Below are 26,100 nucleotides of genomic sequence, written 5' to 3'. Positions count from 1 at the left end.
CTATAGTCCGGCGTTTACTTGGAACCACGCGGAAGCACCCATGCAAGTAGCGATTTTCGGGACAGGATATGTGGGCCTGGTGACAGGGGCCTGCCTGGCGGAAGCCGGCAACCAGGTCATCTGCGTCGATGTCGACGCGGGCAAGATCGAGCGCCTGAACCGTGGCGAGATCCCGATCTACGAGCCTGGCCTGGAAGATCTGGTCGAGCGCAATCGCCAGTCGGGGCACCTGCGCTTCACCACCGACGCCGCTGTCGCAGTGGCGCATGGCGAGGTGATCTTCATCGCCGTCGGTACGCCGCCGGACGAGGATGGCAGCGCCGACCTGCGCTATGTCCTTGCCGTGGCGAAGACCGTAGGCACCCATCTCGACCGCTACGCCGTGGTGGTCAACAAGTCGACTGTGCCGGTGGGCACCGCCGACCGCGTGCGCGCGCAGGTCGCGGCCGCGCTGGCCGAGCGCGGCGCGGACCTTGAGTTCGACGTGGTCTCCAACCCCGAATTCCTCAAGGAAGGCGATGCGGTCAAGGACTGCATGAAGCCCGACCGCATCGTCATCGGCTCCAGCAGCGCGAAGGCGATCCAGGCGCTGAAGACCCTGTACGCACCGTTCAACCGCAACCACGAGCGCATCGTGCAGATGGATGAGCGCTCGGCGGAGCTGACCAAGTACGCCGCCAACGCGATGCTGGCGACCAAGATTAGCTTCATGAACGAGGTGGCCAACATCGCCGAGCGCGTCGGCGCGGACGTCGAGTCGGTGCGCCTCGGGATCGGCTCCGATCCGCGCATCGGCTACGCCTTCATCTATCCCGGCATCGGCTACGGCGGCTCCTGCTTCCCCAAGGACGTGCAGGCGCTCGGCCGCACCGCGCGCGGCGTGGGCTACGCCACGCGCATCCTGGATTCGGTGGAGGCGGTCAACCACGACCAGAAGAGCAAGCTGTTCGAGCTGATCAGCCGCCACTTCGGCAGTGACCTGAAGGGCCGCACCATCGCGGTCTGGGGCCTGTCCTTCAAGCCCAACACCGACGACATGCGCGAGGCGCCCAGCCGCTACCTGCTGGCCGCGCTGTGGCAGGCAGGCGCGAAGGTGCGTGCCTTCGATCCGGAGGCGCGCTACGAGGCGGAGCGCGTATTCGGCCAGCGCGATGAGCTGGTCCTTGTGGATGACGCCACCGATGCGCTGACGGGCGCCGACGCACTGGCCATCGTCACCGAGTGGAAGGCCTTCTGGAGCCCGGATTTCGCGCGCATCGCGCAAAAGCTCTCGGCCAAGGTGCTGTTCGACGGCCGCAACATCTACGACCCGAAAACGGTCGAGGCGGCCGGCATTGCCTATTACGGCATTGGCCGCGGCCGCAGCGTGACCCGGCCGGAGTTCGTCTGATGCGCGAGATCGACCGCAAGCGGATCCTGGTCACCGGCGGCGCGGGCTTCCTCGGCTCGCATCTGTGCGAGCGGCTGCTGGCGCAGGGGCACGACGTGCTCTGCGTGGACAACTTCTTCACCGGCAGCAAGACCAATGTCGCGCACCTCATCGGCAACCCGCGCTTCGAACTGATGCGCCACGACGTTACTTTTCCGCTGTATGTGGAAGTCGACGAGATCTACAACCTGGCCTGCCCGGCCTCGCCGATCCACTACCAACATGACCCGGTGCAGACCACCAAGACCAGCGTGCATGGCGCGATCAACATGCTCGGCCTGGCCAAGCGGGTCAAAGCCAAGATCCTGCAGGCCTCGACCAGCGAGGTCTACGGCGATCCCAAGATCCATCCGCAGCCGGAAGCCTACTGGGGTCACGTCAACCCGATCGGCATCCGCTCGTGTTACGACGAAGGCAAGCGCTGCGCCGAGACGCTGTTCTTCGACTACTACCGGCAGAATCAGGTGCGCATCAAGGTAGCGCGCATCTTCAACACCTACGGCCCGCGGATGCACCCGAACGACGGTCGCGTGGTGTCCAATTTCGTGGTCCAGGCGCTGCGCGGCGAAGCGCTGACGGTTTACGGACAGGGCCAGCAGACGCGCTCCTTCTGTTATGTCGACGATCTGGTCGAGGGCCTGATCCGGCTGATGAACTCGCGCGACGAATTCACCGGACCGGTGAACCTGGGCAACCCGGGCGAATTCACCATCCTCGAACTGGCGCAGAAGGTGCTGGCGCTGACGGGCTCGACCTCGCGCATCGACTACCTGCCGCTGCCATCGGATGATCCGACCCAGCGTCGCCCGGTGATCGACCTGGCGCTGGCCGAACTCGGCTGGCAACCGATGATCACGCTGGACCAGGGCCTGCCGGCCACCATCGCGCATTTCCGCCAGTTGCTCGGACTCGCCGGATGAGCGCCAAACCCATCGCGCTGGCCGAACGCCAGTTCCTCTCCGCGGGCCTGGACCTGAATGCTGTCGAGCAGGCACTCGGCACGCTGCTCGGGCCCGGCGTGGACAGCGCCGACCTGTATTTCCAGCACACCCGGCACGAGGGCTGGGGCCTGGAGGACGGCATCGTCAAGGAAGGTTCGCACGACATCGAGCAGGGTGTCGGCGTACGCGCCGTGTCGGGCGAGAAGGTCGGGTTCGCCTATTCGGATGCGATCGAACCGGCGGCGTTGATCGAGGCGGCCGGCAGCGCGCGCGCGATCGCGCGCAGCGGCGATCATGGCACCCTGGCACATCTGCGCGGCCGCGATGTCACACCGCTGTACCCGGCGATCGACCCGATCGACAGCGCCAGCAGCGAGACTAAGGTGGCGCTGCTGAAGGAGATCGATGCCTACGCGCGCAGCCTGGATCCGCGCGTGCGCCAGGTCATGGTCAGCCTGTCGGGCGAGGTCGACACCATCCTGATCGCGCAGAGCGACGGTACCCTGGCCGCGGATGTCCGCCCGCTGATGCAGTTCCGCGTGCAGGTGATCGCCGAGCAGGCCGGGCGTCGCGAGGTGGGTTTCTCCGGGGGCGGCGGACGCCGCGGCTTCGACGAGTACCTGCACGGCGACGCCGCCCGCGCGCACGCCCGCGAGGCGGTGCGCCAGGCGCTGGTCAACCTGGAATCGGTGCCGGCCCCGGCCGGCAGCATGACCGTGGTGCTGGGCTCGGGTTGGCCGGGCATCCTGCTGCACGAGGCGATCGGCCACGGCCTGGAAGGCGACTTCAACCGCAAGGGCACCAGCGCATTCTCCGGGCGAATCGGGCAGCGCGTGGCGCACGAACTGGTCACGGTGGTCGATGACGGCACCCTGCCCGGCCGCCGTGGCTCGCTCTCGGTGGACGACGAGGGCACGCCCAGCCAGTGCACCACGCTGATCGAGAACGGCGTCCTCAAGGCTTACCTGATGGACAAGCTCAACGCGCGCCTGATGGGCACCACGAGCACCGGCAACGGTCGTCGCGAGTCTTTCGCGCACCTGCCAATGCCGCGCATGACCAACACCTACATGCGCCCCGGCCCGCACGCCCGCGAGGAGATCATCCGCTCGGTCAAGAAGGGCCTCTACGCGGTCAATTTCGGCGGCGGACAGGTCGACATCACCAGCGGCAAGTTCGTGTTCTCCGCGTCGGAGGCCTACCTGATCGAGGATGGGAAGATCACCGCGCCGGTCAAGGGCGCCACGCTGATCGGCAACGGTCCGGATGTGCTGACCCGGGTCTCGATGGTCGGCGACGACCTCCAACTCGACCAGGGCGTCGGCGTATGCGGCAAGGAAGGCCAGAGCGTGCCCGTGGGTGTGGGCCAGCCGACCCTGCGTGTGGACGGACTGACGGTGGGCGGGACGGGCTGAGCGCCAGCGCCACGTGATGCTGAAGAGAAAAACGCTGATGCGAAGGAAGCAATTGTAGAGCGCCCGAATTCGTCGCACAGGGCGGCTGGTAGCAGCGGCGGGTTTCTGTGTCTGTCAGAGCAGTTCGATGGTCTCGCACTCCGGACCAGCCAACAAGCGTGGGCGCAGGCCGGGCGACTGCCGGCCCTGTGCGTCCACCCGAGCGAAGCTGATCGCCAGCGGACGCCAACTTGGCGCCGCTTGTACGCTTGCCCGGCTCACGAACCGCAGCCACTGTCCTTGCGACAGGTCCACAGAGATCGCCCCATCGATCTCCGGCCGCGTGGATCCGGCCAGCCCCAGCCCGCGGTACCAGCCGAGTGCCTGCATCGGGTTTTCGCAGGCAAGGCAGACGCCGACTGGCGCGCCGCTCAGGGTGGTCTGCAGTTCCAGCCACCCACCGGGTCGATAGCTGCCGGCGGTTGCTTCAACGAGGATCAACGCGGCGGAATCGCCGACGCTCGCGCAGGGAGCGCCGGCAAGGTCCACACGTCCGAGGTGAAGCGCTCTTTCGCGTGGCAGTTCGTCGACGCTCCAAGGCCAACCGCGCGAGACAACGTCGGCGAGCGCCGCGGCGAGCCGCTCGACTTCCAGCAGCGCGCCCAGGATGTGGCCGATGCGCACGGCCTCAGGTCGCGAAGCGGATCACCTGCTCGACCGCCGCAACGACGAAGCCGGTCAGGAAGAACACATAGCTGAAACGCAGGTAGCGGTACTTGTGCCGCGCGAGGTAAATGCCGATCGAGTACAGGTCGTTGGCAAGGTTTTCGTAGACCGCCGCATCGGTGCGCAGCGCGTCCGCCCACAGGCGGAAGAACTGCTCCCGAGGGATCTCCGAAAAATGCCCGAAAAACATGATGTTGAAATAGTTCGGCAGGTTGTCCGGATCCTTCAGGCGCAATGGCCGGTATTTGGGCAGCACCGCGAGGATCGCCAGCAGCAACGCCACGAGGGTGAAGCCGGCCAGGGTGAGCATGCTGGTGCGCAGTTCCGGATCGTTGACCCGCCCGAGCGCGATGGTCAGGACGATGGATGAGACGGTGATGATCAGATTGGCCTTGGCATCCGCCATGTGGCTGAGCGCCACGTGGTGGCGCTGCGCAGCCATGATCGAATAATCGGCGGTGTTGCGGCCGAGGATGCCCTGGAACGGTTCGCGCATCCCGAGGTGCGACTTTCCCGGGACGCTGGAGGGATTGGTGACGTCGTTCATGGTCGACCTGATGGTGCACGCGCCACGAATGATAGGCCGGCGGCGCAGCGATTGACCGCCGGCCAGCGCTTGCCCCGGATCAATCTCCGCGGACGAATGGTTACGATAAGATCGGTGGCAGAATCCTGCGGCGACAAGCGATGAACCTGCGCGACTTGAAATACCTGGTGGCCCTCGCCGACCACAAGCATTTCGGCCGCGCCGCCGAGGCCTCCTTCGCCAGCCAGCCCACGCTGTCGACCCAGATCAAGAAGCTCGAGGAAGAACTCGATGTGCAGATCTTCGAGCGCCAGCCGCGCAGCGTGCTGCTGACCAGCGCAGGTGAGGCGATCGTTGCGCGGGCGCGCAACGTCCTCATGCAGGTCGACGCGATCCGCGAGATCGCACGGAGCGCGCGCGATCCGGAAGCCGGCAGTGTGCGCCTGGGGATCTTTCCGACCCTCGGACCCTACCTGCTGCCGCACGCGGTGCCGGCGCTGCACCAGCGTTTCCCGCGCCTGGAACTGCTGCTTGTGGAGGAAAAGACCGAGGAGCTGCTGGCGCAGCTGGAGCGCGGCGACCTCGACGCCGCGGTGCTTGCGCTACCCGCCGGCGACGATGCGATGACCGCCGCCCTGCTGTTCGAGGAACCCTTTCTGTTGGCGCTGCCGCGCGAACGCGCCAGTGACTTTCCGCCCAGCGTGCGCATGAGCGATCTGCGCAACCGTGAGGTGCTGCTGCTGGAAGAGGGTCACTGCATGCGCACCCAGGCGCTCGCACTCTGCGAATTGGGCGGCGCGGCCGAGCGCAGCGGCTTCCGCGCCACCAGCCTGGAGACGCTGAGGCAGATGGTCGCCGCCAATGTCGGTGTCACCTTGCTGCCGCAACTCGCGGTGATGCCGCCGGTTGCAGTCAACGAAAACCTTGTGCTGCGTTCTTTCGGCGACCCGGTGCCGAAGCGCCAGTTGGGCCTCCTGTGGCGACGCAGCGATGCGCGCGAGCCGCTGATGCATGCCATCGCCGCAATCATTGCGCAGGCGGGTCAGCGCGTGCTTGGAACGTTCTCACCAGGTTCCGGCAAGACCACCCGGCGGCGATGAAGCGCGAGCACCTGCTGATCCTGGCGATCTGTACTGGCGGCGCCCTCTGGCACCTGCACACGCGCGAGCCCTCGCCAATCGAGCGCCCACCGGGCGTGCTCGCTCCCAGGCCACCGGTACAGCGCGAGATCGGCAGCCGGCCGAGCATCCGCCATGGCGATTTCGAACTGACCCCGTTGGCCGAGTTCAGGGCCGAATCGCGCCTGCTGTCGCGCCTCAGCTACCGCTTCGACGAAGGCGCGGCGCTGTCGCCGCTGGACTTCGCCATTGGCTGGGGCCGCATGTCCGATACGGCGGTCATCGACCAGCTCAGTGTCGATCAGGGCGCCCGGTTCTTCACTTACCGCTGGTCCCATGAACCGCCGATTCCGCCGGATGAGATCGTCCGCTCGGCGGCCAACGTCCACATCATCCCGGCCGACCGCGGTGTCGAGTCCGCACTCCGCAAGGTACGCGCGGGGCAAATCATCTACCTCGAAGGCCTGCTGGTGGAGGCCCGTCGCGGGGATGGCTGGCACTGGCGGTCTTCCCTGACGCGCGAGGACACCGGCAACGGCGCTTGCGAGTTGCTGCTGCTGCAAGCAGTGGCAGTGGTGCGCTGAGGCAGGCACCGGGAGTCGCAGCATGGGGATGCTGCGCAATCGAAGACGCTCTTGCGTCCTTGGCGTCCTTCGCGGACAAAAATGCAGTCACGGGTACGCGACAGTTCGATGCGCGGACAAGCGCATCGGCAGGGGCGACCGGTTCCCGCCAAATCCGGGTGACCTCCCGCCCCCTTCCGCGCTAGTCTCCCGCTGATTTTTCCCTGTCCGGACTGCAACCCGCATGGCGCCCAAGCAAGCCCTGATCTGTGGCTCGATGGCCTACGACACCATCATGGTGTTCGAGGACCGCTTCAAGAACCACATCCTCGCCGACAAGGTGCACATGTTGAGCGTGGCCTTCTACGTCCCGACGCTGCGGCGCGAGTTCGGCGGCTGCGCCGGCAACATCAGCTACAACCTCAAATTGCTCGGCGGGTACCCGGTGCCCTTCGGCGCGGTCGGGCGCGACTTCGAGCCCTACCGCGCGCATTTCGAGGCGCTCGGCGTCGATCTGCGCTGCGTGCGCGAACTGCCCGATTACTACACCGCCCAGGCCTACATCACCACCGACCTGGACGACAACCAGATCACCGCCTTTCATCCGGGCGCAATGACCCAGAGCCACGGCGCGCACGTGCAGGATGTGCGCGGCATCTCCTTTGGCATCGTCGCGCCGGACAACCGCGACGCGATGCTGCAGCACGCTGCCGAGTTCAGGGCGATGGGCGTGCCCTTCATCTTCGACCCAGGTCAGGCGCTGCCGCTGTTCAATGGCGAGGAATTCCGCAACTTCATCGAGAATGCGACCTATGTCTCGGTGAACGATTACGAGTCCCAGTTGCTCAGCGAGCGCACCGGCTGGACGCCGGAGCAGATCGCCCAGAAGGTGTCGGCGTACATCGTCACCCGCGGCGGCGAGGGTTCGCGTTGGTACACCCGCGAAGGCGTCATCGAGATCCCGACGGCGAAGGCTTCGGCGGTCGTCGACCCGACCGGTTGCGGCGATGCCTATCGTGCCGGCCTGATCTACGGGCTGATGAACAACCTCGATTTCGAAACCAGTGGGCGCATCGCCTCGCTGATGGGCGCCATCAAGATCGAGCAGCCCGGCACCCAGAACCAGCGCTTCACGCGCGAGGAATTCCTCGAGCGTTTCCGCATCGAGTTCGGGTACCGCTTCGAATGAGCCAGGATTCCGCCCACGCGACCCGCGAGCTGATCGCACGCTACTACACTGCGTTCAACCGCGCGGACTGGGAAGGCATGCTGGAACTGCTGGCCGAGAATGTGGCGCACGACCTCAACCAGGGCGAACGCCAAGTCGGCCGCGAGCGCTTCCGTGCCTTCCTGCAGCGGATGGCACGCTGCTACCTGGAAGTGCTGTCCGAGGTGCGCGTCCTCGCCAGTCCTGACGGGCGTCACGCGGCTGCGGAGTATGTGGTCAGCGGCCAGTACCTGTCGGGCGATGAAGGCCTGCCGCCTGCGCGTGGACAGCGCTACCGGCTACCGGGCGGGGCCTTCTTCGACATCGTTGACGGACGCATCGCACGCGTCACCAACTACTACAACCTGCAGGACTGGATCGCGCAGGTTTCGCGGCTCGACTGATCGGACGCACGCTGGCAGCGCGCGACAGGATTGCAGAACGCTGTCCAGAATGACGAAGCGCCGCTTTTGGGCGGCGCTTCGCAGACGCAACTGAGGAGGCCCCGCTCAGGGCGAGGAAACGTCGTCCTCGTTCTCCGCAGTGACACACAATCCGGCAGCCGCCGCGGTGCTGGCCCACCAGGTTCCCGGCGTGAAACATGGCGAGTTGTGCGGAATGATGTAGCGGTCTTCCTCGTCCTCGCCCACCTGGATCTCGGTGGTGCAGCCGTCGTCGAAGCGGATCAGAGCCTTGGCTCCGGACTTGACCAGAATTTCCTGATCGGCATGCAAGCGGGTACCAGGGCGGATCGCCTCCAACTGCTGGTCCTTGTTGGTCGCAAGCACATCGCCTTCGGCCGACTCCAGCGCGGCAGCATATTCACGGAAATCGGTTTCGCGCCCCTGCGACGTCCCCATCAGCGCGCCACCTGCCGCGAGTCCAACCGCCGCCAGCGTACGCGAGTTATTCGATTTTTGTGCGTGCGCGGCGCCGCAGGAAACGCCTGCCGCCGCCGGAGCCGCCCACCAGAGCATCGCACAGGGAGAGCGTCGGGAGACCTCGTAGACCTCCTCCTCGGCGAGTTCCAGATCGCAACCGTCGTTGAACACCACCAGTGCCCGCGCACCCTCGGTCACGAGGACTTCGTCGTCGGCCATCAGCGGCTGGCCCTCGACAACCGGGATCGACTGATCGCCCTTCTTCAACAGCACGGTACCCTGGACATCCTGCAAGCGCCCCACTTCCTTGCCTGCATCCGAATCCTGGGCCGTCACCGCGGTTGCGCCGAGCAAGCTCAGGGCAAGAATTCCCACACCGCTCGCAATCGCATTCATGCGCTCGACCCCACCAACGACAGAATATTTGGCTCGCAGCTTAGCCTGAACGCACACCAAGCTCAAGCTCGTGCGCATGTCGACAGTTTATCAGCCACCGCTTTCGGCCGCTCCCGGTGACACAGAGACGGTTTCGGGCGTGATGCTGAGGTCGTCGAACCAGATCACGCCTGCGGCCTGTTGTTCCGCGGCGATACGCGCGGCGAGCTTGAGCACCAGTGTCTGCCCGCCGCAATCATTCTCGGGGACTTCGAAGTGCGCGCTGGTGGGACGCCAGTCGCTGCTTCCGAGGAGTGATTCGGTCTGGCCCAGGGTCTTGCCGTTTTCGACACAGGACAGCACCCAGCCAATGCCGAGTGCCGTCTTCAGATCGACCGGGCGCGCCTGCACCGACAGCCGGTAGCGTCCCGGCGGCAACAGCAGGGCCTGCTCGACGTGCGCATACGGCACCCGACGATCATGGAAACTCACCCTCAGCGCGGTTCGCCCGTTGCCCGCGTTGGCCGCGATCTGGGTGTCCGCTCCGGCAACGCGTCGCTGGCTCCAGCCCAGAAAGGGTCCGCGGCCATCGCCGTCGAAGCCGCCGTCGTGGACCAGCGTAGCGCTCGGACCAGGTGAGCGATGCTTGATCCAGGCGCGCAGGCTGCGCCATTGGCGCGCGCCCCAGAGGCGCATCGCGAACTGGTCGAATTCCTCGTCCGTGAGTCGCCCTCCTGCCGCCTCGATCGCACGAAAGAGGCGTCGCAGGTCGGCCACGCCCGCCTGGCTGATCAAGCCGGAGAGGAAACTGGCACGCCACGGGCTGTCAGCGATGAGATAGCCTGCCATGGCGCGCGCGCCCACAGGGTTGGTCGCCACTGTCGCGAGAATCGGAAACACATCTCCCTGCAATTCCGGTTCGACGCGCACGAGGCGGTCGAGCTTGGCCAGCGCGCGATCGAGGTCGCGGTCGGCCAATGCATTGATGGCAAGCCAGAACTGAGTGGCCGAATCGCGCGGGGCCCTGGCTGCAGCAGCCTGCATCAGCGCATTCGCGGCGTCGCGATCCCCGCTCAGCTCGGCAACAGCGCCCAGCACACGCAAGGCGCGACCCTCGAGAGGTTGGGTGCGCAAGGCACGCTGCGCGAGCGAAAGCGCAAGGTCGGCGCGCCCCTGCCGCAGCGCGCTTTCCGCCGATCGCACCAAGGCCTCGGGCTGGGCGCTGTCGAGCGTGAGCGCGCGCTCGGGGAGGGGCCGCGCCAGATAATCTGCATAGCCGCGGACCAGCACCAGCCAAAGCGCACCGAGCGCCACAGCCGCGATGATCGTTCGTGGCACGCGCCTCATCGGTCGTAGCGACCGGCTGGCGTAGACCACGGACCCGCGGCCGAGATGCCCGCCTTGTCAGCGTGCAGCATTGCGTGCGAGCCCCGCGATGCGGTGATTCCCATCCTCGATGCGGATCTCCCAGGCAATCCGTCCTGCCTCGGTCACCGCTCGTCGGGAGCCGCGCGGAACATAGGTGTCGCGAAAACTTGCAGAGGCCTGCGCGGTATCCGCATCCAGCCGCCACTGCACCTGGGAGATCTCGAGGAAGCGCATTTCGGTCGTGTCGAAACGTCGACGCATGTCAGCCAGCGCGGGCTGATCGCGACCACTTGCAGTCACCAGGCGGTCGAAGCGCCCGCGGTCACCTGCGGCATAGGCGGCGACGAACTCACGAACCAGTTCCTCGGCACGGCCTTGCGCCGGGGCGACGCTCGCCTGAGTCGCGACCGGATTGGCCACTGCAGTTGTTGGGGCTGCGGGTTCGTCTGCGGGCTCGGATTCCGCCGGCGCTGGCACCGGCACATTCACGGCGATGGTCGGTACGACCGGATCCGAGGGAACAGAATCGGGCTCCGATCGTGCCGGCGAACTGACCAGACTGTTGCCGGCCGAAGTCGCATCCGCTGACAGCGGCGAGATCTCGCCTTCGGCGGAAACGGGCGGGTGGTTGCGCTCGGGCGAAGCCGCGATCACCAGCGACACGGCCGGCGGCGGCAATGCCGGCGCAGTCGAAGCGGGACGGCGCTCGGGCGCAGTCACGAACACCGATGCCGGTGCCGGTGCCTGGGGCGTGTACGCGGGCGACGGCGGCGAATCTGCCTGCTCGGGGGCTGCCTGGGCGACAGCGTCCGTCGCCACTTGCTCAGGTTGCGACACCGTCGTCTTGATTGGGTCGGCTCGGGCAACCGAGACGTGATCGGTTTCGGCATCGTGCGCGGAAGCCACCGTTTCCTTCGCAAGCGGCAAATCCGGATCAATCGCGTCGGCTCCGGCAGCGGCTGCGAGCGCCACCACGGGGGGTTCGGTCGCAACGTCAGCCGCGGGAGCCGCCGCTTCCCGCGCAAGCGGCAAGTCGAGTTCAGTCGCGCCGTCAGCGGCCTCGGCTGCGGGAGGGAGCGCCACCACGGGGGGCGGTCGCAACATCAGGCGCGATCGCCACCGCTTCGGATGCCCGCGGCGATTGTGGATCATCCGCCAGCACGAGCATTTGCGAGCTCACCTGGGGGCTGGTAACCGCTTCCCCGGACAGCGCCGGCAGCTTGTCTGTGCTTGCCGGATCACCGCCGTCAGTCGCCAGGGCAGCAGGCGTGGGGTCCGCGGCATCGGCAGTTGTCGCCGGCGGCTCCGGGACAAGCTGGGAACCCGTCGGTTCGCGAATTGCCTCGCGGTCCGACCAGTGGCGTTCCGCGCTCGAGCGCGCCCAGTAAGTCGCAGCAACCATCAAGACCGCCAGGCTGGCGAGAGTGCCCAACACAATGCCCGGAAGATTGCGAACGACTCGACCGGAGAGCAAGGGTCCCCGCGGCACCGAGTCAGCGACCGGCAGGCGCCAACCCGACTGGGACACCGGCACCATCGGCAGCGCAACGGATGGCGCGCGCTCATCGTATTCGGCGCGTCGGTCTGGTGTCTTCAAATCCTGCCAGGCAGTCGTGACACGTTCCGCATAGACGGCCTCCCAGCCATCCTGATTGCGGTCGGGGTGCAGCCATTTCATCAACCAGCGATAGTGTTCGCGCAAGCGTTCCTGGGGGTCTTCGGGAAGTGCCCCGAGAACCCGGTATGAATCCGCTCCTGGCGCAAACAGCATCTGCTGCAGGAAGAACACGCAAGCCTCACCCAAGGTCTCGGCAGGCAATCCGGTCGCCTCCACGGCAGCATCAGTCGCCGCGCCCTCCCCGGCTGCGATGCGGATGACTTGCCCGATGTCACCCGGCAGCGCGCGCTCGCGGAACTCCGCCACCAGGCCAGGATCCCTGAAGAGCGCCAAGACCAGATCGAGGGCGGCCTGGGGCACGGATCAGCACCCGTAAGGGGAATGACGGCGACATCCGGCGCAGGCTGCTGCGAACGGCCGCTGCAGACGCGCCCGGCAAGTGGCGCCGAGAGCATCAGGCGCGCGGCCCGAGACCACGGACAGCTGGGTGCAGTTGCGGCAGTCGGGCGTCAGACGCACGCGATCAGTCCTTGGTCAATCGGGCCGGCGTCGAGCCACCGTATGCATAGTACTGGTAGCCACCATAGTCACCGCCATAGCCGTAGCCGTAGCCGGCAACGCGCGCGTCGAACTTGGTGATCAGCGCGCCTACCACGTGCGCGCGGGCGCCAATCAATCGCTTCAGCGCCTCTTTCGCGGTTGCGATGCGCGTACCGCCACCCTCGATGACCAGCAGGGTACCTGAGGACAAGTTGGACAATATCGGCGAGTCCGCCAGTCCCATGATGGGCGGGCCGTCGATGATGACCTGGTCGAACTTCTCGCCGGCAAGGCTGAGCAGCGAGACCATCTTCGGACCCGCCAGCAGTTCCGCCGGATTCGGCGGCAGCGGCCCCGAGGGGATGAAGGTGAGGCGCAGCGTCTTGGTCGGCTTGATCGCGGCGGCGGGCTTGATGCTGCCGGCCAGGAAGTTGGACAGGCCAACCGAATTGTCGCAACCCAGCACCCGGTGCAGGGAAGGATTGCGCAGGTCTCCGTCGATCAGCAGGACGCGGCGTCCGAGCTGCGCAAAGTTGCGCGCCAAGGTCAACGCCGTGGTGGTCTTGCCTTCCGCGGCCGACGCGCTGGTGACCAGCAATACCTTGGGCACACCGGCCTCGGTGGAGAACTGCAGCGATGTACGCACCGAACGGTAAGCCTCGGAGAAAGCCGAACGCGGGTCCAGCGAAGCCTCCTCGGGACCGACACCCTCGAGCTTCGGAATCACGCCGAGCACGCCGATGCCCAGATGCTTCTCGATCTCGTCCGGTCGCTTCAGAGTGTCGTCCAGGAACTCGAACAACAGCGCAAGCAACACACCAAGCACCAGTCCCAGCATCAGGGACATCAGCACATTGCGAAATACATTCGGCGCGTAAGGACCACCTGGGGGCAACGCCGTATCCACGATGCTGACGTTGTTGGAATCCACGCTGGAGGTGATGCCGATTTCCTTGTACCGCTGCAGCAGGGCATCGTAGAGCTGCCGATTGGTCTCGACTTCGCGTTCCAGCAGGGTGAAGTTGGTGGTGCTGCCCTGCACTTCCAGCACCGATTTCGCCAATTGGTCGACCTGCGCCTGGAGCATCGACTCCTTGTCGCGCGCAGCTTCATAGGCCGCTGTCAGGCCCGACTTGATCAGCTTGACCTCGGCGTCCAGTTGCTTGTCGATCTGTTCGATCTGGCTCCGGATCTGAACCATCAACGGATAGCCGGGCTTGTAGACCAGCAATTTCTCCTGGTACTCCGCCTCCAGCTTGCCGCGTGTCGCGCGCAGCGCCTGCACCCCCTCGTTCTGCAGCATCAATGGATGCGAGTAAGCACTGACCCCACTCCCCTGCCGCATGCGCGCCTCGGCATCGATGCGCTCCTGGCGCGCCGTCGTCAGCGCTGCGCGCAGGGAGGTCAGGTCGTTCGACAGCATCGTCTCGCGACCCTCGATATTGATGATCTGCTCTTTTTGCGCATAGTCGGCTAGGGCCTGCTCGGAGTCCTGGAGCTTTAGCTTGACCTGCTCCAGGCGATCTTCGAGAAACTCACGCGCGTAGGAGCTGTTGTCGATCCGCCGTTCCATGTTGGACTCGATGAAACCGGTGGCCACCGCGTTGGCGATGGTTGCCGACAACGCGGCTTCCGGGCTGTCGAAATGCAGGCGTACCAGGCGCGACCTCGGTACCGGCTCCACGGTCAGGCCGTAGCGCACCAGATTGACCAGATCCTGGCGCTTCTGTTCCGGGATCGACCTGGCGCCATCGTCATCGCCGAAGCCAAGGACGATCTGCATCAGCTTGGCCATCGGCGACGGAGCGCTCATGACCGCGAACACGGGGTCCTCAGGATCGAGGCCCGCGGCGACCTTCTCGGCCATCGATCGGCTGCGCAGCAACTGGAACTGGGTTTCGTAGAATTCGAAGTCGTAGATGCCTTCGATCGGCTCCATGCCTGGCACATTGACTACCCGCGCGGCCTGGCGCTCGATCTGCACGGTCGCCGTGGCACGGTACATCGGCGTGGTCAGCATCGTCATCATCACGCCGGTCAGCAGCACGATCACGAAAACGCTGAGCACCGTCCACTTGCGCTTGACGATGACATGCCAGTACTTCAGCAGGTCGAGACCGCCCTCATCCTGGTCCCCTTCCCCACCGCCGCCGCGCAGCAAAGTGGACAGGGCCTGCGTGCGCGGATCCAGCAGGGCCAGTTGCTGGCTACGGGAAGGCAACGCCGCGGGGAGATTCCCACGAGCCGGGTCATGGTTGGGTACTGCATCCTGCATGTCTTGCTCCGGAAATGGATCGCTGGCGCGGACTGTTCAGAAGACGCGGAACATGCCCAGTACGGGCATCGCGCCGAGCAGGGTCCGCCAGGCCGATTTCGACCCCGATTCATCGATGACGATCAGATCGTCGCCATAGACCTGCGGATCCTCCGCATTGCCGCCGCGGATCTCGCGCAGGTCGAACACCGCCGCCATGCGCTGGCCGTCGATCACGCGAAAGATGATGATGCCGCGCGGGTTGGCGTACTCGCTGACGCCGCCAGCACGCACGATCGCCTGCAGCAAGCTGGTCTTTCCGTTCAGCGGGTAGATCCCCGGGGCATTGACGGCACCTTCGACGGTGATCTGCTGGCTGGTGTACTCGGCGACGAACACCGTGACCTGCGGATCCTGGAGGAAGTCGTCCGCGAGCAACCTGGTGATCTCGTCTTCGAGTTCCGACGCGGTCTTTCCGACCGCCTTGATCGGTCCAAGAAGTGGCAGAGAGATCATGCCCTTCGAATTGACTCGCACCCGGCGGGTCAATTCGGCCATCTGGTAGACCTCGATATCAAGTACATCGCGCGCGCCGAGCCGGTATTCGGAAACCCCCTCGTAGGCGCCGGTGGCACCTGTGGTGTCTGGTGGTCGCAAGGTGTCGGTCGTGGTCACCATCCGCGCACGGCCGTCGCGCACGTCGCGCATGCCGTCGCCAGCACAGGCAGCGAGGCAGAGCAGCGCAAGGCACAGGCAGACTCTGAGGAACATCAAGGGCATCTCCATTTCACATTTGGGCATTATCCGCGACCCAGCCATCGCCGCACAAACCCGGTCGTTCTGGCGACGAGTCCCGCCGGAGGTCGGGTGGCAGGGTGCAGCGCTTCCGGGGCAAGATTCTTCAGCACCGCCTGTGGCCGTTCACGCACCAGCGCCCAGGCCTCGTCGTCGCCGACCTGCCTCGCTGCGGCCACCTGCGCCTCGGCCAGCAAGGGCGGGCGCCGGTGCACGCTGTGCGCGTCGCTGGCAATGATGTGCACCGGACCTTCGTCGAGCAGTCGTTGCGACCAGTACTTCGGCCGCCGGCCGAAGCGGCCGGTCAACGCGCCGGCCGTGATCTGCAGCCAGGCGCCGGCGCGCGCAAGGCGCAGGAACATCGGGTAGTTGTCCTCGATCCACGTCAGCCGTTCCGGATGCGTGATCAAGGGTACGAATCCATGCGCCTGCAGGTTGAACACCTGCTCCTCGAAGCGCGGCGGTGCGACGTGGTGTGGCGGTTCCAGCAACAGATAGCGCGTGCGGTTCAGGCGCGGAATGCGGTCGGCCTTGATCCCGGCCACCAAGTCTGGCGTCAGGTGCACATCGGCGCCCTCGACCAGTTTCAGCGCGATGCCGGCATGGTCCAGCTCCCTCTGCAGCGCGGCGATGCCCCGACGAATGCCAGCAGCGTCGTTCTCGTACAAACCCGGGTAGATGTGCGGAGTGCAGGCAATCGTATGGATGCCATCGGCCACGGCCACCCGCGCCATCTCCAGTGAGGTGGCCAGGTCCTTGGCGCCGTCATCGATGCCCGGCAACAGATGGCAATGCAGGTCGATCATCGTATGTGTCCACCCACCTTCGGCAACATCCAGATTCTCGCCGCGCCACCTGCGCCGCGCTTTCGAGCTTAGCCTACTTCAAGCGAGCCCACCTGCTAGTGGCCCGAGCGGCGAGGGGAACACCAAGCCCGCCCCGGCGGGCTGCTCTCGCGCCGACGCACCGGCGCATCCGGACGCACCGGGGTCAGGCGCGCCACCACGGGCTTCTCCCATGATCCGGCGATGCTGTAGTGAACCCGTGAAGAACTCTCGATGTCGTCGCCCTGGGTCACCATGCCCTGCGCCAGGAAGCCTGCCGCGGCGCCCACCGGTCCTGCAGCGAGACCGCCGATGACCGGCAGCATGCCTGAAACATGCGGCGCCACCATGACCTGCTGGTCGTAGTCGCGCGACGCCAGGCCGGTGCGACCGATGATCAGGATATCCGCTGCCGGCCCGCGGACCGTCAGGTTCTCGGTCCAGGCATTGCCGTCAGCGAGCTGGAAGCGGCCTTCGATGCGATCGAAACTCATGCCGGTCTGGAACAGGTCGCGGAAATCCAGGGTCAGGCGACGCGGCAACTCACGCAGCGACAGCAATCCGAAGATCCGCCCGGCGCCGGGGTCGACATCGAGGAAGCGCCCCTGGCCGATCGACACATCGATGAATCCGCTGAGCCGCTCCAGCGCGAAGGCGTAGGGAGCGCCGCGCCAGTGGGCGTCGATCTCCGCAAGCGTCTGGCCGCCGGCAATGACCCCGGCGAAACCGAGTCCGCTCAGCATCCGCCCCAGATCCTCCGCGACCATGCGGATCTTGAAGCGCGACTGGGCGCCACCGGCCGTCATCGACCAATCGCCGCTGGCGTGGATCTGCAAATGCGGCGAGCGCGCTTCAAGCAGGTCCACGCGCAGTCCGCCGTCGCTGGCGAAGGCCTCCAGGCGCGCCTCGCCGAGCTGTGCATCGCCGATGCGCAGGTCGCGAACCCACAAATGCAAGGTCGGCACCATGGCTGGCGTGATCGACATCTCGCCGACGCCCGCCCCCGGCTCAGGCAGGTGCAAGCGCTCGAACTGGGCGACCACCGCGGCCGGGCGCTCGCCCTCGCCCTCGAAACGCACCTGTCCCGCGGCAGTGGGCCCGTCCAGATGCAGGACCCAAGGGCCTTCGCTGCGATCGAGGCGCAGGTGGTCTGCCCCACCAATGCCGACATCGATATCGGACAGCACAGCATCCCCAGGCGCTCCGGTGGTCGTCGCGAATACCCAACCGGCCCAGCCGGCCACGTCGATCTCGTCCGCACGACCGGACACGCGCAGGCCGCGCGCCGGCAGGTCTCGCGGGACCTCCGCTCCGAGCTGGAGTTGCCCGCGGAAATCCGAAGTGCGCGTTCCGACCACGGCCAGCAGCCGCGCGCGGTCGCCGAGGTCCAGGCGCAGTTGGGGCGCGACCGCCTCGTCGGATGACAGTTCGACCATCAGTTGCAGCGGCAACCGGGTCTCGGCCGGCTTGCCGAGCGGCGTCGGGAACGCGACCGCGATGCCCACAAGATCCGAACGGTAGCGGATCTGCGAGCGCACCGGTGCGCCATTCAGCAGCTTGCGCGGCACCTTGACATCGACATCCCAGGCGGCGCTGCCGGAGACCTGGCCAAGGATTGTCGCCAGTTGGGCGTGATGCCCGAACAGTGCCTGCGCCGATACCTGCCCATGCAGCGCGGCCTCCACCTGCAGCGCCGGGTCGGAGCTGAATGCGCCAACCGCCAGCGACAACTCGCCGCCGTGGCCACCAAGGTCCAGCGTCAGGCGATCGGCGGCGAAGCCCGAATCGCTGAAGTCAGCGCGGCCGCGCACCTCGGCGAATTCCAGGTCCCACTTGGTGTCGCTGAATGCGATTCCATCCAGCAGCGCCTTGCCTTCCACGCTGCTGCGGCCCAGGTCCGGCCGCAAAGGAATGATGATCTTCGCGTCCACCGAGGCCGGTCCGCGCATGTCCATGCCGAACAGGACGTCCGCATGGCTGCGCCGCAAAGGCGAGGCCTTCATCAGCTGCAGCCAGTTCGCGGCGTCGCCGACCCCACCGAGATCGAGTTCGAGGATCGGATCCTTCATCGCCGGGATGCCGCCGCGACCGCGCACCACGCGATTGCCGAGCAAGGTTCCCGTGGCCGAATCGATCACCATGCTGGAATTGATGAACGCGCCTTCCGCGCTCAGGTCCTGGGCCGCGGGCCAGTCCGGGTGGTAGTCAAGGCCGGCGCCAGAGACCGCGAAGCGCGCCTCGAAACGCCCCTGGTGGTCGACGAATGGCCAGTCACGCAGGGCGCCGCGGAACACCACCTGGCCGGTGTCGACGTGACCGACGCCGAGCGCCGCGTCCAGCCACTGGACTGTCCGCGGCGGCATCCTGTTGATCGCCCAGAAGGCCTTGGCGGCCTCGATCTCGGCGCCCGGCACGTGCGCAACAGCCTGCAGCAGGGGGCCGCTGTCCGGATCCTGGTCGACTCGCAACGCCAGGTCAGCGGCGAAACCAACGCCCTGGACGCGCGCGATCGGTACTTCGGTGGTCCACCCCCCGGCGCTCGCGTAGATGCCTGCCAGCCCGTCGAGCGATGCCACGTCGACCGGCTCCCGGAAAACTCCGGGGATGGCGAATTGCATGGCATCCGCGTTCACCCGGACAACGACGCCCGCCGCGTCCGCCGGAGAGGTTGAGGTCGAGGTCTTGTACCGCGGGCCAGCGTGGCGCGGCCGGGCGCAGCGAGACATCCGCGACATCGGCGTGCACCTGCCAGCGGCCATCCTCGACACGGGCCATCAGTTCGCGGATCACGCCCTGCGGCTGGGCGACATACAGCCCCGACCGCAGCTTCGACGGGAGTGCCGAGACCAATTGCGCCGTGCCCGCGAGCACCGCCAAGGATAAATCGCTCGCAGTCACCCGCACACCGCCTCCGTGCGGCATTCGCAAGCTGATTGCAGTCTCCGGTGCCGCGCCGTCTTCGCCGGCCCTGAGCTGGATGTCGGCCACGAAGCCCGTTCCATCGTCGCGACCATCGAGGACCAGGCGCCCCGCCTCGAGATGCAGGTTTGGCTCGACAATGCCACCGTCGGTCCAGTCGAAACCGGGTGCCGAGAGCACCAGACCCTGCACCTGCCAGTCGCCCACCGAGGACGCCAATCCGCGCTCGCGCCAGCCGGTCCATTGTTGGCCGTCGAGGACACCTGTACGCACCTGGATATCGAAGGCCGCGCTCAGGCCACCGAGATCGGCGATCGGGAAGCGGGCGGCCTCCAGGTACAGCTCTGCGTCGCGCGGCGGCCACTGCAACGGCCCGCGCTGTTCCAGCACGACCCTCAGCCGGCCGTCGCCGACCGCCGCGTGTCGCTCCAGTCCCAGCGTCAGCCGGTCGCCCTGCTGGCGCATCCGGAGTTCGACCGCATCCAGTTCGAAGCTGCGCCCGCTGGCGCGGTCGACCAGGCCCAGGCGCCCGCCGCTAAGGCCGACGTGCCCGACCCGGCCGAGCCATTGAGAGAGCCCCTGGCCACCAGGCACGCTGCGCCCGAACCCCTCCAGCGTGACCCTGCCATCGGTCTCGCGCACCAGCGCCAGGCTGGCATCCACCAGCAGGAAGTCGCGGATCAAATGTCTTCCGGGGAGCAGCAGCGCGTACACATCGGTATGGACCCGGGCACGACCGAGGGTGATCGCGGCTTGCTCCCCGGCCATCGCGGAGATCTTCAATCCGCCGAGGTCCAACACCGGGCCGGGGCCATCCCAATAGGCCGAAACCGATTCCAGCTCGACACTGCGCCCGATCCGCTCGCTGAGCCAGCCAGCGACCTGTTCCGGCGAGTCGATCAACCAGGGAACCAGCAGCCGTCCCGACGCCATCAGCGCTGCAGCGCTCACGAGCAATGCGGCGACGCTCGCCGACAGCCAGCGGCGCAGCCGGCGCAGACGGCGCTGCGCCGATTTCACCTGCAGCCTCGCCGGTTCATGCTGGTCACAGCACAACCACGTCGTACTGTTCCGGCGAATACTGCTCTTCCGGCTGGAACCGGATCGGCTTGCCGATGAATCCTTCCAGTTCGACCAGAGCCGCAGATTCTTCGTCGAGCACGCGCTGCACCACCGTCGGCGAGGCCAGCACCAGCACGCTGCGCGCCTCGAACTGGCGCACCGCGCGGGTGATCTCGCGGAAGATCTCGTAGCCCACGGTTTCCGCCGACTTGACCGTGCCGCGCCCGGCGCAGGCCGCACACGGCTCGCATAACTGGCGCTCGAGGCTCTCGGTGGTGCGCTTGCGGGTCATTTCCACCAAGCCCAGCGGACTCATTTCATAGGTGGTGGTTTTCGCGTGGTCGCGAGCGAGCGACTTCTCGAGCGTGCGCAGCACCTGGCGCTTGTGCTCGTCATCGGTCATGTCGATGAAATCGATGATGATGATGCCGCCGAGGTTGCGCAGCCGCAGTTGCCGCGCAATCGACTGGGCCGCTTCCAGATTGGTCTTGTACACCGTCTCCTCGAGGTTGCGGTGCCCAAGGAAACCGCCGGTGTTGACGTCGATGGTGGTCATCGCCTCGGTCTGGTCGATGATCAGGTAGCCGCCCGACTTCAGCGGCGTCTCCTTGCGCAGCGCGCGCTGGATCTCGTCCTCGACGCCGTACAGGTCGAAGATCGGGCGCTCGCCCGGGTAGTGCTCCAGACGCTCGGTGTACTCGGGGATGAATTCCTCGGTGAAGCGCACCGCGCGGTCGAAGGTCTCGCGCGAGTCGATGCGCACCTTCTCCACATGCGGCTTGAGGAAGTCGCGCAGCGCACGCAGCGACAGCGGCAGTTCCTCGTAGATGCGCTCGCCCACCTTGGCGCGCGCCATGTCATCGCCGACCGACAGCCACAGGCGGTCGAGAAAGGCCATGTCGGCGCGCAGTGGCTCGGCGCCGACGCCCTCGGCGTTGGTGCGCACGATGTAGCCCTGGGTGCGTTCGGCGCTGTTCGCCTGCATCAGTTCCTTCAGGCGCGCGCGCTCGGCCTCGTCCTCGATGCGCACCGACACGCCGAGGCTGCGGGCGTAGGGCAGCAGCACCAGGTAGCGCGAGGGAATCGACAAATGCGTGGTGAGCCGCGCGCCCTTGCTGCCGATCGGGTCCTTGACCACCTGGACCACGATCTCCTGGCCCTCGCGCACCAGCTCCGCGATCGGCGGCACGGCGGTCTGCGGCGGATCTGTGGCTTCCGGGTCCTGTGGCATGCGCGCGATGTCGTTGGCGTGCAGGAAAGCCGTGCGCTCCAGCCCGATCTCGACGAACGCCGCCTGCATGCCCGGCATCACCCGCGACACGCGCCCCTTGTAGATGTTGCCGACATAGCCGCGCCGCCGGGCGCGCTCGATGTAGACCTCCTGCAGCATGCCGTTTTCCACCAGCGCGACGCGGGTCTCACGGGGAGTGACATTGATCAGGATTTCTTCGGACACGGGGCGTTGGCGGTCGGCAGCGGGATGATCGGCTTATAACGGATGGGCGCGCGTGGCGGCCATCCATGGCCACCCAGAGTAACTGCGAGGCGATGAACCGCGAGTGTGGCGAGGCTGAACATCGGGCGCAGCCAACCGCCGGTTCAGCGCAGCAAAGGGTCGAGTCCGATCCCGTGCAGCAGTTCGGTGGTCTCGCACAGCGGCAATCCCATGACCCCGGAATAGCTGCCGTCGATGCGCTCCACGAAACAGCCGGCGAGGCCCTGGATCGCATACGCGCCGGCGCGACCGAGCGACTCGCCGCTGTCGACGTAACGCGCGATCTGTTCGGGCGTCAACGCCGCGAAGCGCACCGTCGTGGTTGAGGTGAGCACGCGGTCGACTTTGGCGCCCCTCAGCGCAACGCTGCTCAACACCTGGTGCTCGCGACCGGCGAGTTCCGCGAGCATTGCGCGCGCGTCGGCCGCGTCAGCGGGCTTGCCGAACACGCGGTCACCCAGGACCACTTCCGTGTCGGCGCCGAGCGCGATGCGATCGCGCGGGCAACCGGCTGCGCGCCAGCCGGCCTCGGCCTTCTCGCGCGAGACCCGCTGGCTGTACGCCAACGGCGATTCCCCGGCAGCCCTGACTCCGGGCAAGTCGCAGGGAATGACGTCGACACCGATGCCGATCTGGGTCAGCAATTGCAACCGGCGCGGCGAGGCCGAGGCGAGGATCAAGGTCGGCATGGCATCAGGCGCGGTGGTAGGGGTGGTTTCCGAGCATGCTGACCGCGCGGTAGAGCTGCTCGGCCAGCACGATGCGTACCAGCGCATGCGGCAGGGTCAACGGGCCGAGCGACCATTTCTGGTGCGCGACCATCAAGCATTGCGGCGCCAATCCGTCGGGCCCGCCGATCAGGAAGCAGAGGTCGCGACCGTCGATCATCCAGGCGTTCAGGTGCTTGGCCAGGGCCTCGCTGGACCAGGACTCGCCGCGGCCGTCGAGCGCGATGACCCGCGCATTCCTAGGTAGCGCGGCGTGCATCCGCTGGCCTTCGTCGGCCATGGCGCGCTTTAGATCGGCATTCTTGCCGCGCGCGCCGAGCGGCAACTCGGTCAGCGACAGCGGCAACTTGTGGGCCAGCCGTCGCGCGTACTCATCGAAGCCCTCCTTGACCCAGGCAGGCGCGCGCTCGGCGATGCTCAGCACGTGCGCGCGCAAGAGCGGGGCTCAGACGGCGCTGGCGGCGCGCGATTCCTCGGCGAGCGTCCACAGGCGCTCCAGGCCGTAGAACTCGCGAGTGCGCGGAAGCATCACATGGACCACGGTGTCGCCGAGGTCGACCAGCATCCACTCGGCGTCCTTTTCGCCCTCGACGCCCAGCGGTGGCATGCCGTGCTTCTTGGCGGTCACCACCACCTCGTCGCCCATCGATTTCACATGGCGCGTCGAGGTGCCACTGGCGATCACGATGCAGTCGGTGACACTGGTTTTGCCGCGCACGTCGATGATCCTGAGGTCGACCGCCTTCATCGCATCCAGCCGCGCGATCACGGCGTCGCGCACGCGCACGTCGATGGTCGGCTCGGACACCTTCTTTGCCCGGCTCTTCTTCGGCACAGCGATGGGCGCTGCATCCGCCGCCGGGCGCGCGGCAGGCGCGGCCGGCTGGGCGCCGTCCTTGGCCGCCGGCGCCTTCTTGCGTACCGGCTTCGCCGCGGCTTCGGTTTTTTCCACCGCACGGCGCGGTTTGGCGGCGGCTGGTTTGGTTGTCGCAGCCTTGCTTGCCTTGGGTTTGGTCGCGCGCTTCGGGCTGGGGGCGGCCGCGGACTCTGCGGACTCGACGGCGGGGGCGGACTTCCGGTTACGCGTGGTATTCAATGCGGAACAACCTCGGGTGGGACACGGCGGGAATTATAGGTCCGCGGCGCAACCGCTGCCGCGCGCCACTGGTCGGGCGCCGCGGCAGCGTTCAGCGGTTGGCGACCGGCGCTGCGCCATACCAGCCGTGGCGCCGGATCAGCTCGATCACCGCATCCGGGACCAGGAAACGCACGCAGCGACCTTCGCGCAGGCGTTCGCGAACCAGGGTGGACGACACCGGCAACGGCGGAATCTGCAGCCGCAGGACGCGGCCAGCGGGCGCCGTGCGCAGGCTTGCGGCGTCCTGGGTGCCGGCGGTCGCCAGCAATTCCTCGATTCGCGGGTCGATCAACCCGTGCGCATCGGGGCGGGTCAGCACGGCGATGTGGGCGAGCGAGACAATCTCGCGCCAGCGGTGCCAGGTGGCCAGGCCAGCGAAGGCATCCGCCCCCAGGACCAGCACCAGCGGACGTTTCGCGCCGACCTCGGCGCGCATGCCGACCAGCGTGTCGTAGGTGTAGGAAGGTCCGCTGCGGCGGAGTTCGCGATCGTCGCTGCGCAATCCCGGAATCCCGGCGATCGCGGCTTCGAGCATCGCCAGGCGTTGGTCGGCGCCGACCTGCGGTTGTTCCCGGTGCGGCGGCAAGGCGCACGGCAGAAGGCGGAGTTCCTCCGCAGCGAGCGCCTCGCGCGCTTCGATGGCGGCGCGCAGATGCCCGACGTGGATCGGGTCGAAGGTGCCACCGAGGAGTGCCAGCGGCTTCATGCGGCGAAGCGCGCCGCGCGCGCGGCCGGCAGCGTGCTGCGCAGGAGCCAGCGCTCGAGTTCCACCCAGGGTTCGCCCGCCGAGCGGCCCTTGCAGGCCATGTCGATCTGCTGCGCCTCATTCATGCGCTGGATCCACCCACGCCCCAAGGCTCGCTCGAATGCGGATTGGCGCGCACCGAAGATTCCGCGTGTGGGCCACCAGGCGTGCAGCGAGGCACCGCGCGCACGCAGGGCCTCGGCGCCTGCCAGCGCAGCGACCTGGTTCGCGAGGTAACCGAAGATCTCGGCCGGATGCGAACCTTCCGCGCGCAGGGCCGCAAGCACGCGGCGAACCCGCTCGCCGCGGCCGGCCAGCACCGCGTCGAACAGGGCGAAGATGTCGTAGCGGGCGCTGTCGGCCACCAGGTCGACCAGGGTCGCAGCGTCGATCTGCTTGCCGGGTGCGAGCAGCGCCAGCTTGTTCAGTTCCTGCTGTGCGGCCAGCAGATTGCCTTCGACCCGCGCGACGAGTTCGAGCACGGCGTCTTCGCCCAGGCCGAGGCCGAGCTGGCGTGCCCGTGCCCTCAACCACGCGGGAAGTTCCTCGGCACGCAGCGCCCGCTGGATCGCCACGACGCCAGCGCGCTCGATCGCCGCCACCCAGGGCAGCCCCTCAGCCGTCTTGTTCCACTCGGGTGCCTGGATCAGCAACACGTCCTCGCCAGGATCCGCGACGAAGGCCGCCACCGCCTCGGCACCGTCGACGGTCAGCTTCGCGCTGGTCAGGCGCAGCTCGATCAGTCGCTGGGTGGCGAACAGGCCATAGGAGCGCGCCTGCATGCGCCAGTCGGCCCAGTCGAAGCCGGAAACCACATCGAACACCAAGCGCTCGCTGCAACCAGCAGCCAGCGCCGCTTTGCGGATCTGGTCGACTGCCTCCAGCACCAGCAGCGGTTCGTCACCGGCGATCAGGTAGGCCGAACGCAGGCGACCGACAAGGTGTTCGCGCAACTGTTCCGCGGAGCCGATGCGCATGCAGATGCAGCTCAGGCCGCGGCGAGCGAATCGCTGATCAGCTGTTCGATCTGTCCCAAGTCCGGGATGACCGCCTGGTCGTCGCGCACCATGACATTCATCAGCACGCCTGGCCGCGTCGGCATCGACTCATTGGACGGCACCAGCGTGTCCGGCGTGAGCGTGGTCAGGCGCGGGAAGCCCTGCGCCAGCATCGCGATGTAGGGCAGTCGCGGGTGCCCGCTGAGAGCCTTCAGCACGGTCACACGAGTACCGCGCGAGCCCTCGTCCAGCGACATGCCGGCCAGCAACGAGAAGGAGAACAGGGGAATGCGCCAGCCACGCCAGTTGACCCGGCCCATCAGCCATTCCGGCGCGTTCGGAATCTTCTCCGGAGTCGACAGCGTGATCACCTCGGCGACGCTGGCGTTCGGCAGCAACACGCGACCGTTGGTCACCGGGATCATCAGTCCGCGAATTTCGGTTTGTTCGGCCATG

25 protein-coding genes are annotated in these 26,100 nt (G+C 66.9%); 7 read left to right on the top strand and 18 right to left on the bottom strand.

From position 1 onward, the window contains the following. The first annotated feature begins 40 nt into the window (after positions 1-40). The 3 genes from IPK27_04835 to tldD are packed head-to-tail and all read left to right on the top strand — an operon-like array spanning position 41 to position 3,785. Positions 41-1,390, top strand: coding sequence for a UDP-glucose/GDP-mannose dehydrogenase family protein (locus IPK27_04835; GenBank protein ID MBK8066963.1), 1,350 nt, complete (start codon positions 41-43; stop codon positions 1,388-1,390). Next, positions 1,390-2,349, top strand: coding sequence for an SDR family oxidoreductase (locus IPK27_04830; protein MBK8066962.1), 960 nt, complete (start codon positions 1,390-1,392; stop codon positions 2,347-2,349). The genes IPK27_04835 and IPK27_04830 overlap by 1 nt, the downstream gene beginning before the upstream one ends. Beyond that, complete coding sequence (gene tldD, locus IPK27_04825) at positions 2,346-3,785, top strand: metalloprotease TldD (GenBank protein MBK8066961.1); 1,440 nt, start codon at positions 2,346-2,348, stop codon at positions 3,783-3,785. Before IPK27_04830 ends, tldD begins: the two co-directional genes overlap by 4 nt. 114 nt (positions 3,786-3,899) lie before the next feature. On the opposite strand, the gene IPK27_04820 is transcribed toward tldD, so the two are convergent. Together IPK27_04820 and IPK27_04815 are read right to left on the bottom strand one after the other, a co-directional pair. After that, positions 3,900-4,448, bottom strand: coding sequence for a hypothetical protein (locus IPK27_04820; GenBank protein MBK8066960.1), 549 nt, complete (start codon positions 4,446-4,448; stop codon positions 3,900-3,902). 4 nt (positions 4,449-4,452) lie between these two features. Next, positions 4,453-5,037, bottom strand: a complete 585-nt coding sequence (locus IPK27_04815; GenBank protein ID MBK8066959.1) for a hypothetical protein — start codon at positions 5,035-5,037, stop codon at positions 4,453-4,455. 140 nt (positions 5,038-5,177) lie between these two features. On the opposite strand from IPK27_04815, the gene IPK27_04810 reads away from it, so the two are divergent. The 4 genes from IPK27_04810 to IPK27_04795 all read left to right on the top strand — a co-directional run bounded on the left by IPK27_04810 (position 5,178) and on the right by IPK27_04795 (position 8,308). After that, positions 5,178-6,116, top strand: a complete 939-nt coding sequence (locus IPK27_04810; protein MBK8066958.1) for a LysR family transcriptional regulator — start codon at positions 5,178-5,180, stop codon at positions 6,114-6,116. Further along, the gene (locus IPK27_04805; GenBank protein ID MBK8066957.1) at positions 6,113-6,718 is read left to right on the top strand and encodes a hypothetical protein; all 606 of its coding nucleotides are present in this window, start codon (positions 6,113-6,115) and stop codon (positions 6,716-6,718) included. The genes IPK27_04810 and IPK27_04805 overlap by 4 nt, the downstream gene beginning before the upstream one ends. Before the next feature lie 223 nt (positions 6,719-6,941). Continuing rightward, positions 6,942-7,886 carry a carbohydrate kinase family protein gene (locus tag IPK27_04800; GenBank protein ID MBK8066956.1) on the top strand — a complete coding sequence of 315 codons (945 nt, stop codon included), beginning with the start codon at positions 6,942-6,944 and terminating at the stop codon, positions 7,884-7,886. Beyond that, complete coding sequence (locus IPK27_04795) at positions 7,883-8,308, top strand: nuclear transport factor 2 family protein (protein MBK8066955.1); 426 nt, start codon at positions 7,883-7,885, stop codon at positions 8,306-8,308. The genes IPK27_04800 and IPK27_04795 overlap by 4 nt, the downstream gene beginning before the upstream one ends. Before the next feature lie 105 nt (positions 8,309-8,413). Here the strand turns inward: IPK27_04795 and IPK27_04790 are convergent, their stop codons facing one another. The 16 genes from IPK27_04790 to IPK27_04715 all read right to left on the bottom strand — a co-directional run bounded on the left by IPK27_04790 (position 8,414) and on the right by IPK27_04715 (position 26,099). Beyond that, entirely contained in the window at positions 8,414-9,259 is an 846-nt protein-coding gene (locus IPK27_04790) for a hypothetical protein (GenBank protein MBK8066954.1), read from the bottom strand. A 12-nt stretch (positions 9,260-9,271) separates the two neighbouring features. Next, a complete protein-coding gene (locus tag IPK27_04785; GenBank protein MBK8066953.1) occupies positions 9,272-10,474 on the bottom strand; it encodes a hypothetical protein in 1,203 nt (400 codons plus the stop codon). Between the two features lie 90 nt (positions 10,475-10,564). Next, positions 10,565-11,347: a hypothetical protein gene (locus tag IPK27_04780; GenBank protein ID MBK8066952.1), complete on the bottom strand. Its 783-nt coding sequence runs from the start codon at positions 11,345-11,347 to the stop codon at positions 10,565-10,567. Between the two features lie 232 nt (positions 11,348-11,579). After that, positions 11,580-12,506, bottom strand: coding sequence for a DnaJ domain-containing protein (locus IPK27_04775; protein MBK8066951.1), 927 nt, complete (start codon positions 12,504-12,506; stop codon positions 11,580-11,582). Positions 12,507-12,669: 163 nt separating this feature from the next. Beyond that, complete coding sequence (locus IPK27_04770) at positions 12,670-14,907, bottom strand: polysaccharide biosynthesis tyrosine autokinase (GenBank protein ID MBK8066950.1); 2,238 nt, start codon at positions 14,905-14,907, stop codon at positions 12,670-12,672. 90 nt (positions 14,908-14,997) lie between these two features. Further along, positions 14,998-15,711: a polysaccharide export protein gene (locus IPK27_04765; protein MBK8066949.1), complete on the bottom strand. Its 714-nt coding sequence runs from the start codon at positions 15,709-15,711 to the stop codon at positions 14,998-15,000. Positions 15,712-15,740: 29 nt separating this feature from the next. Next, on the bottom strand, positions 15,741-16,541 hold the full coding sequence (locus IPK27_04760; protein ID MBK8066948.1) for a capsular biosynthesis protein: 801 nt from the start codon (positions 16,539-16,541) through the stop codon (positions 15,741-15,743). Positions 16,542-16,636: 95 nt separating this feature from the next. Then, positions 16,637-19,135, bottom strand: coding sequence for a hypothetical protein (locus IPK27_04755; protein ID MBK8066947.1), 2,499 nt, complete (start codon positions 19,133-19,135; stop codon positions 16,637-16,639). After that, positions 19,035-20,498, bottom strand: coding sequence for a hypothetical protein (locus IPK27_04750; protein ID MBK8066946.1), 1,464 nt, complete (start codon positions 20,496-20,498; stop codon positions 19,035-19,037). The genes IPK27_04755 and IPK27_04750 overlap by 101 nt, the downstream gene beginning before the upstream one ends. 25 nt (positions 20,499-20,523) lie before the next feature. Then, positions 20,524-21,996, bottom strand: a complete 1,473-nt coding sequence (gene rng / locus IPK27_04745; protein ID MBK8066945.1) for a ribonuclease G — start codon at positions 21,994-21,996, stop codon at positions 20,524-20,526. Between the two features lie 143 nt (positions 21,997-22,139). Beyond that, positions 22,140-22,724 carry a septum formation inhibitor Maf gene (gene maf / locus IPK27_04740; protein ID MBK8066944.1) on the bottom strand — a complete coding sequence of 195 codons (585 nt, stop codon included), beginning with the start codon at positions 22,722-22,724 and terminating at the stop codon, positions 22,140-22,142. Positions 22,725-22,728: 4 nt separating this feature from the next. Then, the gene (gene rlmH / locus IPK27_04735) at positions 22,729-23,199 is read right to left on the bottom strand and encodes a 23S rRNA (pseudouridine(1915)-N(3))-methyltransferase RlmH (protein MBK8066943.1); all 471 of its coding nucleotides are present in this window, start codon (positions 23,197-23,199) and stop codon (positions 22,729-22,731) included. Between the two features lie 9 nt (positions 23,200-23,208). Then, a complete protein-coding gene (gene rsfS / locus IPK27_04730; protein ID MBK8066942.1) occupies positions 23,209-23,511 on the bottom strand; it encodes a ribosome silencing factor in 303 nt (100 codons plus the stop codon). A 439-nt stretch (positions 23,512-23,950) separates the two neighbouring features. After that, positions 23,951-24,607: a nicotinate-nucleotide adenylyltransferase gene (nadD, locus tag IPK27_04725; protein MBK8066941.1), complete on the bottom strand. Its 657-nt coding sequence runs from the start codon at positions 24,605-24,607 to the stop codon at positions 23,951-23,953. Next, complete coding sequence (gene holA, locus IPK27_04720) at positions 24,604-25,623, bottom strand: DNA polymerase III subunit delta (protein MBK8066940.1); 1,020 nt, start codon at positions 25,621-25,623, stop codon at positions 24,604-24,606. The genes nadD and holA overlap by 4 nt, the downstream gene beginning before the upstream one ends. Positions 25,624-25,634: 11 nt before the next feature. Further along, positions 25,635-26,099 carry a chemotaxis protein CheW gene (locus IPK27_04715; GenBank protein MBK8066939.1) on the bottom strand — a complete coding sequence of 155 codons (465 nt, stop codon included), beginning with the start codon at positions 26,097-26,099 and terminating at the stop codon, positions 25,635-25,637. Position 26,100: the final 1 nt, after the last annotated feature.

The organism is Rhodanobacteraceae bacterium (assembly GCA_016713135.1).
Taxonomy (GTDB): domain Bacteria; phylum Pseudomonadota; class Gammaproteobacteria; order Xanthomonadales; family SZUA-5; genus JADKFD01.
The sequence above is the reverse complement of the archived record's forward strand: the minus strand, read 5'-3'. Positions and strand labels throughout refer to the sequence as shown.

Bases quoted from the DNA above. Each gene is read 5' to 3' on its own strand.
- IPK27_04835 (MBK8066963.1), top strand. From the start codon at position 41: ATGCAAGTAGCGATTTTCGGGACAGGATATGTGGGCCTGGTGACAGGG.
- IPK27_04830 (MBK8066962.1), top strand. From the start codon at position 1,390: ATGCGCGAGATCGACCGCAAGCGGATCCTGGTCACCGGCGGCGCGGGC.
- tldD (MBK8066961.1), top strand. From the start codon at position 2,346: ATGAGCGCCAAACCCATCGCGCTGGCCGAACGCCAGTTCCTCTCCGCG.
- IPK27_04815 (MBK8066959.1), bottom strand. From the start codon at position 5,037: ATGAACGACGTCACCAATCCCTCCAGCGTCCCGGGAAAGTCGCACCTC.
- IPK27_04810 (MBK8066958.1), top strand. From the start codon at position 5,178: ATGAACCTGCGCGACTTGAAATACCTGGTGGCCCTCGCCGACCACAAG.
- IPK27_04805 (MBK8066957.1), top strand. From the start codon at position 6,113: ATGAAGCGCGAGCACCTGCTGATCCTGGCGATCTGTACTGGCGGCGCC.
- IPK27_04800 (MBK8066956.1), top strand. From the start codon at position 6,942: ATGGCGCCCAAGCAAGCCCTGATCTGTGGCTCGATGGCCTACGACACC.
- IPK27_04795 (MBK8066955.1), top strand. From the start codon at position 7,883: ATGAGCCAGGATTCCGCCCACGCGACCCGCGAGCTGATCGCACGCTAC.
- IPK27_04790 (MBK8066954.1), bottom strand. From the start codon at position 9,259: ATGCGCACGAGCTTGAGCTTGGTGTGCGTTCAGGCTAAGCTGCGAGCC.
- IPK27_04765 (MBK8066949.1), bottom strand. From the start codon at position 15,711: ATGTTCCTCAGAGTCTGCCTGTGCCTTGCGCTGCTCTGCCTCGCTGCC.
- IPK27_04760 (MBK8066948.1), bottom strand. From the start codon at position 16,541: ATGATCGACCTGCATTGCCATCTGTTGCCGGGCATCGATGACGGCGCC.
- maf (MBK8066944.1), bottom strand. From the start codon at position 22,724: ATGCCGACCTTGATCCTCGCCTCGGCCTCGCCGCGCCGGTTGCAATTG.
- rsfS (MBK8066942.1), bottom strand. From the start codon at position 23,511: ATGAAGGCGGTCGACCTCAGGATCATCGACGTGCGCGGCAAAACCAGT.
- nadD (MBK8066941.1), bottom strand. From the start codon at position 24,607: ATGAAGCCGCTGGCACTCCTCGGTGGCACCTTCGACCCGATCCACGTC.
- holA (MBK8066940.1), bottom strand. From the start codon at position 25,623: ATGCGCATCGGCTCCGCGGAACAGTTGCGCGAACACCTTGTCGGTCGC.
- IPK27_04715 (MBK8066939.1), bottom strand. From the start codon at position 26,099: ATGGCCGAACAAACCGAAATTCGCGGACTGATGATCCCGGTGACCAAC.